General features: G+C 39.2%; 12 protein-coding genes. 1 reads left to right on the top strand and 11 read right to left on the bottom strand.

The window, feature by feature from the left end:
• Positions 1–9 precede the first annotated feature (9 nt).
• From DWZ33_RS08645 to DWZ33_RS08605, 9 genes are all read right to left on the bottom strand, one after another.
• Positions 10–828 carry a PTS system mannose/fructose/sorbose family transporter subunit IID gene (locus DWZ33_RS08645; protein ID WP_029474453.1) on the bottom strand — a complete coding sequence of 273 codons (819 nt, stop codon included), beginning with the start codon at positions 826–828 and terminating at the stop codon, positions 10–12.
• The gene (locus tag DWZ33_RS08640; protein WP_022938063.1) at positions 828–1577 is read right to left on the bottom strand and encodes a PTS mannose/fructose/sorbose/N-acetylgalactosamine transporter subunit IIC; all 750 of its coding nucleotides are present in this window, start codon (positions 1575–1577) and stop codon (positions 828–830) included. The genes DWZ33_RS08645 and DWZ33_RS08640 overlap by 1 nt, the downstream gene beginning before the upstream one ends.
• A gap of 23 nt (positions 1578–1600) precedes the next feature.
• Positions 1601–2092, bottom strand: a complete 492-nt coding sequence (locus DWZ33_RS08635; RefSeq protein ID WP_022938064.1) for a PTS sugar transporter subunit IIB — start codon at positions 2090–2092, stop codon at positions 1601–1603.
• 5 nt (positions 2093–2097) lie between these two features.
• Complete coding sequence (locus DWZ33_RS08630; RefSeq protein ID WP_022938065.1) at positions 2098–2502, bottom strand: PTS sugar transporter subunit IIA; 405 nt, start codon at positions 2500–2502, stop codon at positions 2098–2100.
• 110 nt (positions 2503–2612) lie between these two features.
• Entirely contained in the window at positions 2613–5396 is a 2784-nt protein-coding gene (locus tag DWZ33_RS08625; protein ID WP_244925864.1) for a sigma-54-dependent transcriptional regulator, read from the bottom strand.
• 291 nt (positions 5397–5687) lie between these two features.
• Complete coding sequence (locus tag DWZ33_RS08620; RefSeq protein ID WP_118454535.1) at positions 5688–6506, bottom strand: alpha/beta hydrolase; 819 nt, start codon at positions 6504–6506, stop codon at positions 5688–5690.
• A 10-nt stretch (positions 6507–6516) separates the two neighbouring features.
• The gene (locus tag DWZ33_RS08615; protein ID WP_118454534.1) at positions 6517–7332 is read right to left on the bottom strand and encodes an alpha/beta hydrolase; all 816 of its coding nucleotides are present in this window, start codon (positions 7330–7332) and stop codon (positions 6517–6519) included.
• A gap of 13 nt (positions 7333–7345) precedes the next feature.
• Positions 7346–8770, bottom strand: coding sequence for a PTS transporter subunit EIIC (locus tag DWZ33_RS08610; protein ID WP_182425601.1), 1425 nt, complete (start codon positions 8768–8770; stop codon positions 7346–7348).
• 129 nt (positions 8771–8899) lie between these two features.
• Positions 8900–9733 carry a PRD domain-containing protein gene (locus tag DWZ33_RS08605; protein WP_118454532.1) on the bottom strand — a complete coding sequence of 278 codons (834 nt, stop codon included), beginning with the start codon at positions 9731–9733 and terminating at the stop codon, positions 8900–8902.
• A gap of 397 nt (positions 9734–10130) precedes the next feature.
• On the opposite strand from DWZ33_RS08605, the gene DWZ33_RS08600 reads away from it, so the two are divergent.
• Positions 10131–11027 carry an aminoglycoside phosphotransferase family protein gene (locus tag DWZ33_RS08600; protein WP_118454531.1) on the top strand — a complete coding sequence of 299 codons (897 nt, stop codon included), beginning with the start codon at positions 10131–10133 and terminating at the stop codon, positions 11025–11027.
• Between the two features lie 337 nt (positions 11028–11364).
• On the opposite strand, the gene DWZ33_RS08595 is transcribed toward DWZ33_RS08600, so the two are convergent.
• The gene (locus DWZ33_RS08595) at positions 11365–11994 is read right to left on the bottom strand and encodes a DUF4310 family protein (RefSeq protein WP_022938073.1); all 630 of its coding nucleotides are present in this window, start codon (positions 11992–11994) and stop codon (positions 11365–11367) included.
• 11 nt (positions 11995–12005) lie between these two features.
• Entirely contained in the window at positions 12006–12749 is a 744-nt protein-coding gene (locus DWZ33_RS08590; RefSeq protein WP_022938074.1) for a DUF4311 domain-containing protein, read from the bottom strand.
• Positions 12750–12753 lie beyond the last annotated feature (4 nt).

Genomic DNA, 12753 nt, shown 5'->3' with positions numbered 1-12753 from the left:
TTGCTGACCTTAACCTAAAATGCCAAAGAACGCGGCAATAATTGAAATCGCAAGGATTGTAAATACAAGTTTAATATAATTTTGACCTTTATGCGTAAAATACCAATAAATACCAAATACTGCCAATAATTGAAGCATACCAGGAAGAATAGCATCCAGGTTCGCCTGCAAACCAATTTCTGCACCGGTTGAAGACATTGTCCATGCCAATGGTGTAGAAACCTTAACATAAGAAGCGGATAAAGCTCCCATCATTAATAAACCTAAAACTGATGCGGCAGTAATTAAAGTATTCATCGTACCTGATTTTAATAGCTTCGGTACTGCCTCACTGCCTAATTTATAACCTAAATTACAAGTATAACGGCCAACCACAAAAATCATGATTGAGAAAATCGGCGGGAATAATAAAGCTACCGGGCTTCCCTCAAGAGCGAAAGTACATGCCATGCCTAATAAGATAGCTTTAGACATACCCCAGATTAATGTATCACCGATACCGGCAATAGGGCCCATTAAACCAAGCTTGATACCTGTAATAACATCACCGGTAAGATTGCCTTTGGCTTTTTCTTCTTCCATAGCCAATGCGATACCAACGACTACAGCACCAATCGTACCCTCTGTGTTATAGAATTCCAAATGACGCTGTAAAGCTTCCTTATAAGCTTCATCGTCATCCTTATAGATTTTTCTTAAATTCTTTGCCATCGCGGCACAGAATGAAGGTGCCTGAAGACGTTCATAAGAGTTATTTGTTTCAGCAGCTAAATACCAATATAAGTGAGCCTGATTGACTTCCTTTTTAGTTAATAAACGTTCTGACATTATGCTTGCGCCCCTTTCTTACTATCTCTATAAATCATCAGTGCAGCGATACAGATACCGAATACCGCACATGCCATATTGCCGATACCTAAATACTTAACCGCAAAGAAACCGATGAAGTAATAAGGCAGCAATTCATTACGCCCAATAGACATGATAATAACCGCGAAACCAATAGCAGGCAGAATACCGCCGGCTACTGACAGACCCGTTGTGATAAAGGCAGGCAGATAGTTAAGCAATACTTGCACAGCGTCAGCACCAAACAGATTTACTGCGAACACAGGAATAAAACGAATAAAGAATGCGGTAATTGTAGGATAAACCATCGCACAGCGATAGATTCCCTTTTCATCACCCTTAGCGGCAAAATCATCAGCCTTATGTAACCAGATCAGGTTGCTTGTACGGCGGATCTGATCGACAAATGAACCAAGAATACCAAATGGAACCGCAATTGTAACTGCTGTATCAACATCTAAACCAAGCTGTAAAGCAACCGGAATCGAAATACAAGCTGCCAATGCACCATCACTCGGTACGTTGCCGCCGGTAAATACAACCCCTAAATATAATAGATTGATTGATGCGCCGATAATTAAACCATTCGCTACATCACCAAAAAGCAAACCATAAATAAAGCCTAAGAATACCGGTGCGCCCAATGTGCTGGATATACCATATCCGATTCTCGAAGTACCCAGAAAATAAAGGATACCGCTGATGACTGCAATCATGAATGTTGTCATAATTTCTTTCTCCTCTTTCTAATTTAGAATTTTACTTTTTCCATTACTTTGTCATATTCTGCAGATGGATCATCCGGTACCTGATGGAAATAAACCCGAACACCGGCATGCTGCATTTCGCTTAATTGATCCGCGTCACTCTTATCTAAAGTGATCGGTCCATAAACAATCTTACGTCCCGGCTGTGCGCCAAGTCCGCCAATCTGCAGTTCTTTGATTTCAAAACCCTCTTTGAAACAGCGGTAAGCATCAGGCACACTCTTAAACAATACTAAGACTTCACCCTCGCCAAACTGATTTTCTTTCCATTCTTTAATCGCATCATTAATGCTGTAAACCTGAACATCAACCCCTGGAGGCGCTGCCATGATATACACGCTGCGCATAAATTCATTTGATGCCAGTGAATCATCAATTACCACGATCTTATTGGAACGGGTAATTTTGATCCATTTGTTTACAACCTGTCCGTGGATCAAACGGAAATCAATACGAATAAGCTTAATGTTTGCCATATTTATTACCTTCCTTTCAGATATGAAAGCACATCTCTGCCGCTTTCTTTTAAGGTATTTAAACCTAATTCAATCAATTCCTTGCTTTCTAAATTATTCTTTTGTGAATCCATTTCCAATAACATTGCCAGATTAACACCGGTTACGATCTGTAAATCATAACGCTGAGTCAGCTGTGCCACAGTATTGCACGGTGTACCGCCAAATAAATCAACAAGACAAATAATCGACTGTCCCTTTAGCTCTTTTAGCTTTTCCTCGATTTGTTGCATGTAGATTTCAGGTTCAACACCCTGCAGCAGTGAAAACGCATAAACATTCTTTAGTTGTCCTCCAATCATTTCCGCGGATTTGATTAATTCCTCACCGAAGCGTCCATGTGTGCAAATCAGGAATACATGGTTACTCATTCAAACTTCTCCTTTCAAAGTTAACTTTCACCTATATACTAGCAAGAATCGTGGCAACTTAAAAAAGATGCGATATTTCCGCATCTTTTTCGACAATTTTCTTCTGTGTGTTATTCTGTGTCAAACAAATCCATAACATAACCTATTTCTGTGTCAGGCACACTGCATTTGAATTCTTCTTCTAAAATCATCATTCCCAGTTTAACCGCATGATACAGTGCCGGTTTAGCCGCAATCAGCTCATCAATCTTCTCATAATTAAGAATCTGGCCTTGAATGCAGCGCTCTGCCATGCTTCCCACATGCAGAATATAATTCACCAAAATACGGTTATAATCCTGAATATCAACCATCTTTTCAATCAGTTTAAAAGACTTTTGAATTACATCTTCAGTTTTATCCAGATCGAGGAAAGTCAATGATTCGGCAAGTACCGTATGCGTGATATAATTCGGTACTTCCTGGATATCAGATTTCGATCCCACCATTCGCTGTATAATCTGATTTATTTCATAAAGTCCATTTTCAAGGATCATTTTATCAGAAGGGATGTAAGGAACATTTTCCAGCAGCAGATCAACAGCGCCGACAATTGCTAGAATCGTCTTACCTTTCAGATCAATTTCTTTGAATGTCTCTTTGTTGCAGCAAAGCACTTCAATATCATATTCCTGAATTAAAGGAATCGCTGAGCGTAATAGATTGCCCAGTTTAATTGCCGCCCCTTCACCAGTCAGACATGTGCAGATAATCGCATAATTCTGCTGGATGCGGTTTTTCATCTCCAAAGAAAAGGAACGGCCGATATAAGGCAGCATATCCTTAAATTCTTTTGCTAATTCATCTAATGTATATTCAACCATCATCGTTTTGCGGGTGGCCTCAAGCACTAAAGGCGTAGAAACCATCTCCACCGTGGCAACCGGAATATTGGTTTTCTCAGTAATTAATTCACCAAAGGATAATAGAGAGCCCATATCAACCATCAGCAGGACGCCCTTGCCTTCATCAATTTCTTTAACCTTATCACTGACAACTTCTAAAAATTCCTGAACATTCTGTTTCAGCGGCATATCAAGCGCATGCGCGTGATGTGTACAGAGTAAGGTATTTGCTACATCAGCCATATTGCGGGCAACCCCATTGCCATGGGCAAGCACTAATAAACCGATATGACTTGATTCTGTCTTGCGTTCCTCTTCCATACTTAAAAATAAGGTAATGAAAATGATTTCCTGCTCCGGCAGTTCAATATCAAGTTCACTCTGTAATATCGTTCTGACCGTTTTGGCTGTTTGATATTCAAGCGGATGATCCATTGCCATTGTATATTGATTGGCGCTGAATGCTGAATGAGTTACATGATTCTCAACAATGGCAGACATATGCAGAGCCATCGCGGCATAAGCCTTCTTCGGTATACTGCGGTTAATGTGATGCTCAGCAATCTGCATGGCAATCTCGACAGAACGATAAATGCGCGGTGATACAATCTTATATAATTCTTCCTTCTGTGAGATGTCAGTATTTACCAGCTTATTCATCAGACGCGAGATATACTCCTCAATCTGCTTCTTAATCTCACGGCTGATCGTATCGGCAGAATAGCCTTCAATCTCATAACGGGAGAAGGATTTCTCAATCAGACCGTAGATATCCTCAAGATCACGGAAATCAAAGGATTCAAAATTAATTTCCTGATTATAAATGAAGAGATTACCAGCATGAGAATCGATGATTTCCATAATTTCCGGCTGTTTCTCTGATTTAAAGATACCAGCATAGGTTGAATCCGCAAGCAGCGATGAATTGATTTCAACACGGGCTAAATCACGAGCCTTATAATCGAGGAAAGCACGGGCACACAGCAGCCGGATATCCGCCTTCAGCTGACCGATATTGCCGGGACAGTCATAGCCCATCAAAGCCTTCATACCCTTTTTAGTTACTTGAATCGGTATTTTAAGCTGACTGTATTCCTGACGGAGAAATTTTTCAATCAGGTCATAGCGTTCTTTAATTGTACGCTCCTGAAGACTTGGAATTGTTATCGTCATCGGGATACGCCGCAGAAAGGTTTTCAGCAGGGCTGAGTCAGTATTTTCAGTGGTAGCGCCAAGAATCAGTACATTGGCCTTCGTATTCTTAGAATCACCCATGCGGCGGTACTCACCCTTATCAATCAGCATAAAAAGCATCTCCTGACCTTCCGGTGAAAGACGGTGGATCTCATCTAAAAACAGAATGCCGTTGTTGGCACGATGAATCAGGCCTTCCGAATCATGATCAGCACCCGTATAGGCACCCTTTACATAACCAAACAGCTGACCTAGCAGCAGCTGTGGATTATCTGCATATTCCGCACAGTTAAATACTACAAATTCAGCTTTTTCATTTAAAACACCCTGCTCCTTGGCAAAAGAATACATGATTTCCGCAAACATTGTCTTGCCGACACCCGTAGGGCCAATTAATAATGTATGCAGGCCAAAAGGCGGATAAATCATCGCGGCCTTTGCCTTTTTAATAATGGTTTTTAAACTGCCTTCACTGCCGATAATTAATTCAAAAGGATCACTGACATGCTGCTTATGTTCTTTAATCAACAGATTCAGATGATCAGTTTCAAACACTTCGTTTTTGCCATGAGTAAGCTTTTCAAATACTTCCGCGTCAAAATAATAAACGGGGCGGCCGATTACCTTAATTACCCGCTGTTCCAAAAATAAAGTATTCAGTTCTTTACTGACATTGGCACGATCCATAGCTAACTGATCTGCCAGCTGCGTTGCACTGAAACCCTCAAAGCCATTTTCAATATCCTTTAATGTGTATTTTTCACATGCTTTCTTAAGCATTTCACTAATTTTTGATTTACGAAGCAAAAAACTCACTCCTTCCTGCTTATCTGATAAATAGTACACCATAGAATCAAAATTGTAAACGTTATCAAGCTTCTGATCAAAGCCTTTGTTTAACATTATAACATAAAGCAATAAATGATTATAAAGATTAAAAAAAGCAGACTGACGCTGCCCCACATCTTTATTGCTTTGAATCTATCCTTATCATCATTCTCCCTGATTTGATGATAATACCCAGTTTCTAATATCAGTCTATAGCCTGAATGCAGACTTGTCAATGCACATTCAAAAAGAACAGCTAGTATTCAGCTGTTCTTGATTTTATTCTGATACAAATGTTTTGCGCACCTTCAGCCATTCAAATATAGCTTTAAGCTGCGGGTCCCAAAAATCCCAGTCATGTGCGCCTTTCCCCTCTACATAAGTCAGCTCAATCGGCAGCTGCTGTAATTTGTCAACAACCTTTTTGCTTGCTTGATAATACATGTCTTCACTCCCTGATGAAGCATATAAACGAGGGATTTTTTTGCCTTCATTAAGAAGATTCATTGCCATAGAGTAAAGATCGTGTTCTGATGGATTATAATATTGGCGATGATCACCAAAAACACAGCCGCTGATCTGCTTATACCATTCGCTGATACTTACAATGCTGCCAAGTTCATCTAAATCAAGAGCGCCGGAGATTGAAAATGCCGCTTCATACTGATCAGGATTTCTTAATGCAGCCGCAAAAGCACCAAAACCGCCCATTGAGATACCACCGATAAAATTATCTTCTCTGCGCTTCGATAATGGGAAAAGCGAGCTCATGATCGCTGGTAATTCTTTGGTATAATAATCATAATAATTGCCGTGATGAGGCAGATTGCAGTAAAAGCTATTGCCCACACTCGGCATCACAACAGCAACCTGATTTACTTTCGCATAATGCTCGATACGGCTGCCCCTGATAAACTTTGTATGATCACCGGCACCGGAATGCAGAAGCCAAACTACTTGATACTTTTCATTTTCCGCAGGATAGGTACATCTAGTTCCATATTCCATATTCGTAACATTCGGTAATGGAAGAATCAGGGAACAGCTTACATCCTGCATCAAGGTATCGGAATAAACATGAATTTGAAAAATTGCCATATGGTGCCTCCTATTCCACAAATTCTCGGTTCAGCTGAAGCCATTCGATAGCCTTGCGTAAATGAGAATCCCAATAATCCCAGTCATGCCTGCCATGTCCCATCACATAAGTCACATCAAAGCCCATTGCTTGCATTGATGCAATTACCCCTTGACCGACATGACGATACAAATCCTCTTCCCCGCAGCATGCGTAAAAACGCGGCTGAATCTTGCCTGATTCTTTTAAATCCTGAGCGATTACTTCCAGATCATGAATATGCGGATCATAATATTCATTATTTTCACCAAATAGTGATTGTTTGATTAATGTAAACCATCTTTCAGTATTTTTATTAGTTCCTGCCAGTTTTAGATCCAAGCCGCCAGCTAGTGATATCGCGGCAGCATATTGTTCAGGCCGCCGCAGTGCCAGCATAAAAGCCGTATAACCGCCTATGGAAGGCCCGGCAACAAAATTATGCTCCCGCTTTCTCGATAAGGGCAGCACCGCACCCAATTTAGCCGGCAGTTCTTCAGTAATAAAAGTGAAGAAATCGCCGTAATAAGGAATATTATGCCCGCAGCTATTTTCTAAACTCGGCATCACAACTGCTAATTGATGTTCCCTTGCATAAGTTTCAATCCGTGAGCTGCGCAGGCATTTTGTATAATCACCGGTTGCGGCATGCAGCAGCCATAAAGTCTGATATTTTTGATGATGATCTGGATAAGCAACGTGATCGCCATATTCCATATTCGTAATTGTCGGCAAAGGCAATATAACTGCTAAACTAACTTCCTTCATTAATACTTCTGAGTATAATTGTATTTCTAACAGAGCCATACCATCACCTTATTTAGACTTGCTTTTGAAGCAGCGGGTCATCCGCTTTGAAGCCCAGGAAGTAAGTAGCCGCTGTGGATGTTACAAAGCCGATAGCCAAAGCAATTATACCTTTAATGAAGTTACCCTCAGCTCCGCCGATAAACATTGAAACTAATAATAAATTAGCTGTCGGATACACTGAATAACACGTTACCTTAAAAATGCCCAATAAAGCACCGCCGACAAATCCGCCTAATACCATACCGATAAATGGGCGCTTATGTTTCATGCCGATGCCATATAAAATAGGCTCAGTCACACCGCCGACAATTGCTGTAATAAAATAACCAATACTTAAACTCTTTTCCTTTTTATTCTTAATTCTTAAGGAAGCACCTAATGCCATACCCCAAACTGCGGCACCGCATGCCATTGTACCCGGCAAAATCACTGAATCCTGACCCGTTGCGGAAATTACCATTATTAACGCTGCCATTAAAACATGATGCATACCGGTCATAACTAAAAATTGATGTGAAGCTCCCACTAAAGCAATGGCTAAGATTGCAAAGATGCCGCCAAATTCTGAAAGACCCATGATCGAATTGCTGATAAAAGTTCCCAAATAATAACCGATCGGAGCAATCGCGCATAAAGTGATTGGCAGCATAATAAACATTGTCAGCGTCGGTACTAAAACAACCCGTAATGTATCCGGCATATGTTTCGTTAGAAAACGTTCGACATAGGACATCAGCCATACAGAAATAATACTTGGCAGGATGGCGCTGCTATAATTCTGAATATTGGCTGGGATGCCATAGACTGTAAACGAAATTCCCTCATTCGCAATATTTATAAGCGTTGGATGCAGCAGGATAGCACCTAAAAACATCCCCATGATCGGACTGCAGTTAAACTTTTTAGCGGTGGCATAACCCGTAAAGATTGGGAAAAAGTAGAAGCCGGCATCACCTACTAATGTAAATAATGTATGTAAGTCATCGCCCTCCACAACCAGATTCAGCATTGTCGGTCCTAAGATGGTTAAGGCAACACGAAACATTGAAGCGGCAATAATAACCGGCAGCAAAGGAATCATACATGCTGATAATGTTTCAAAAAAGCGGCTGATTAAAGTAAGAGGTGTTATTTTCTGCTTTTCATCCTCTTGAAAAATCCCCTGAATTTCGGTGTTTAAATCGTTCATTTCACAAATTTCATCATAAGCCCTGCCAACATCCTGACCAATGACAATCTGATACTGCTCACCGGCCCACTGACTGCCGACGACACCACTCAAAGCAAGTATCGCTTCATTCTTTACTAACCCCTTATCCTTCACATTAATGCGTAATCGTGTAATACAATGAGTAAAAAAAGTAATGTTATCCATACCGCCAATCAGATCAACGATATTCTTCGCTAAATCCTCATACTTCTGTTTCTTTGTCATAATTTCCTCCTTGAATTTTATATATGCAAACAATAACATCGCGCGCTGATTTATTGATATTGCCTAAAAAGAAAACCCCAACATAAGTCATGACAGAAACATATGACATTATGCTGAGGTTAAGCCCGTTTACCGGTAACAATCCTCACGTACACATAATCGATTGATATGCATCATTAGATATAAGAGCTCTTCCTCATCAAAAGTGAATCCACAATCCTGATGCAAATATTCATTAATTTTTAAAGCACATTGATAACAATCCGGAAAGCTGTCTTTCATGGATTGGTACAATTTATAATTTTCACTGGAAATGCTTTTACCCTGTTCACCGCGTTTTAATAAATACTGCAGATGAGAAACAAAACGGGAATAATTAAAATCATCTTCAGATATTTCAATATGGAATTTATTTTCAATCAAATGCTTAATATGAGCAATGATCGCCTTGTTACTTTGCTTCTTTTCAGAATTTCTGGCCATTGCAGCTGAATTGATCAGATGCAAAGCGATACTCGTTATTTCATCCCTCGGCAGTTGAATTTGAAACTTATGATTGATTAAATTCAACGTATAGACACCTATTGCATACTCTTTTTCATATAGTGATTTTACATCATAATAAATCGGCATATCGATACTCAACCCTTTTTGATATCGCTGAATCGCAAAGGCCAGATGATCAGCTAAGGTAAAGACAATACTGGAATTTAATAAATATTCTACTTTTGATCTCGCATAATCAATGACTTGGGCTGACAATTCTATCATTTCTGTTGGTATATTCTGAATCATTTGAATATAAATCGGATCAATGTCATAAAAGGTTCGCTGTATTTTTGCCATCGGCAGCTCATAAGGCGGCTTACAAAAGCCAATGCCTTTGCCAAAAACAACTACCTGAGCACCAGTGCTGTCCTGACAGACTGACACATTGTTATTGATATTTTTTATAACTTTCATCTGACATCTCACTTCCTTACTTTTCATCGCCTATTTTCATTTAATGTTGCCAAAAGTAATACAGGTAATAATTTTGCTTCATTAAGCTAATTCTAGCATAGTTCTTCTAAAAGAAAAACTCTTCAAACCATCCAAAAAACACCAAGTGTTTTTAAGGAGAAGCCTCGAAGAGTAACAAACCTTAAATCATACATATTCTATTTTTAAAACATTCCCTTATGCCTATTTTTATTCTAGTATGCGCTTTCATAAATGTCAAGAGGGAATTTTTATATGCTTTTTCATTACGATAGGTACCATTACCTCTAAATATAAAATGGAAAAGCAAAGTATTATATGATATAGTTTAGCTAACAAAATATGAAGGATGCTGATTTTGTTTTAAGGGGTGAGTAATTTGCTAGATATTCCAATGGCAGCTGATTTTAAAGACATTCAGCCTATCAATAAGGGCATGTCAAGCGATAAAAAATACTTTGTCACAGCTAAAAATGGCGAACATTTTTTATTACGGTTAGCTGAATATAGAGAATTCGATCGAAAAAAAGCTGAATATGAACTAATAAGAAAACTTTCCCAGTTGAATATTCCTATGCCGTCAGCTATTGACTTTGGTGTTTGCAATAATAATGCGAATGTATATACTTTGTTATCTTGGATTGACGGTGAAGAAGCTGAAATCACTATACCAAAGCTAGCAAAAGAAAAACAATATGAATTAGGGAAAGAATCAGGCAGGATATTACGAAAGATTCATTCTCTGAATTCTCCACAAAACATTTCTGATTGGGAGACACGATATTTTTCAACCATGGACGAAAGACTGGCAGCATTTCGCAGCGAAGGTATTAAGTTTGCTGGAAACGAGATTATTTTAGACTATATCGATACGAATAGGCATCTGCTTCAGAACCGACCACAGTGTTATCACCATGGTGATTATCATATGGGGAATTTAATTCTATCAAAAAGCGGACAGCTCTTTGTTATCGATTGGCATACTGTTGATTTTGAGAATTATGGTGATCCATGGTATGAGTTTAATCGAATCGGTATTGAATATCCTACTTTTGCATCAGGACAAATAGATGGTTATTTTGACAATAATGTACCTGAAGAATTTTGGAAACTCCTTGCTTTTTATCTTTCTGCCAGTGCAATTACTTCGATTGTGTGGTCTAAATATTTTGCGCCAGAGCGACTGACTTCGATTTTGGAATTGAATCAAAATGTCTTAAAATGGTTTAACAATATGACTAACACTAAACCAACATGGTATACCCCAATAAAATGATCAATTATGCAAGGCAGCAATTATGATTAAGTTTCACTCACTTATCTCAATAAGCAGTTAGTGAGATCATTCTCTAACTAACAGATTAATTAAAAATGATGCATACCCGTTAATTATAGGATAATGCATCATTTTTTTAATTTTATCATAAAGATTTATAGATTTTCAATATGCTTTACCATAACGCCAGCAAAAGCAATGACACCCTGATTTCACAAAGCCATTTTAACCAAATGAGCTTGATACGATCATGGTGTCAATCTTTTAAATTATTGAAAGGGGAAAATTCATATATTTTTAGTGAAAGCAATCATCACTTTGCAGTCACAATATATAATTAGAAGAAGAAAGCCGCTATAAACATACCAATTATGATACCGCCGACACAATTCTTACCTTTAATATAAAATGCAATACCGCCCAAAGCACCAGCAATACCGATAGGAATCGAATATTGAAGAGCACTTAACAGAAACAGCGGTGCCAAAAAGTTACTTAACTGATGACCGACACCCATCATAATCGCTGTACCGCCAGCCGTAACACCGCTTGGTATTAATTTACGAACACCCATGACAATTAAACCAATGACTAATCCAATGACGCCGCCAGTCAAAATGGCTAATGGGAAATTATAAATTAGGAAGCCCCAGCCCATACTGAATATCAAAGCACAGACGCCGCAGCCTACACCATGCATCATCGATCCGCCAATATCAATCAAACCTACCAATGGTCCTTCAAGAATTCGAGCAATCAAGAAACCGCCGCCAAAACCGACTGCTGCACCAAAATCACCATTTTCAATACCTAACTTCAGCATTTGACCGCCAGCAAAACCATTAAGATAACCAGTGCCGTCAACAATATAAGTATGAGTACCACCGACAACTGCCGCACAAATCAACATGCAAATCAAAATAAATGTCCAATCCTTCATTAAGAATTTATTCAATTTTTCAATCATGATTCAACCTCCTAACCGATCATGGCCACTGCCGCTGTAAATGCATCAATCAGCTGTGGAAAGAAGCCTCTAAAATATGCAATCAAGCCCCAAATAACGATCATCAACACGATAAAGATAATAGAAATCTTACTCTTTACGCCATTATTCTCAATCGTCTGACCTGTAATAATTCCTAAAATTAAACCAGGTGTCGCATTGCCGGTAACTAAGAATGCGATTGAACCTAAAGCAATACCCCAACAGCCAGTAATCTTACCATTATCTAAAGCCGCGATTAGGAAAAGAACCTGCATAACGATTATAAAATTGTTGATGGCTGGTGTGAAGATTTCCGTTAAGGTCGTTGATACATAAGCAGGTACAATACTTACCGAACTATTTAGAATTACTAAACCGATAATACCAACGATTGCACCTACGACAGCCATCTTGGCAGGATTTTGGATTGTTTCTTTTACATCCTTATTCTTTGTCAGCAAGACACCGGCACTGATATTAGGAATCACACGATGCAGGAAATCCTGATCAAAACAACCTGTTGCCAGACCGTTTGCCATACAATTTATATAGAAAGAAAAACCAAAGCTGAAATGTGATACTGGATCGCCCTGACACGCATTCATTTCACCAAGTGTTCTGAAAGCACCGGCCGCCTGTAATTCAGGCGCATAGTACATACGAGCCGCGCCAGCCCCTACACCAGCACCAGCCAAACCGCCGATAACGATGGACTTAATAATTAATTCAAACATGCTT

Source organism: Dielma fastidiosa (assembly GCF_003475485.1).
In the GTDB taxonomy this organism is placed as follows: Bacteria; Bacillota_I; Bacilli_A; order Erysipelotrichales; family Erysipelotrichaceae; genus Dielma; species Dielma fastidiosa.
Note: the sequence above shows the minus strand (reverse complement) of the source record. Positions and strands in the feature narration are given on the sequence as shown.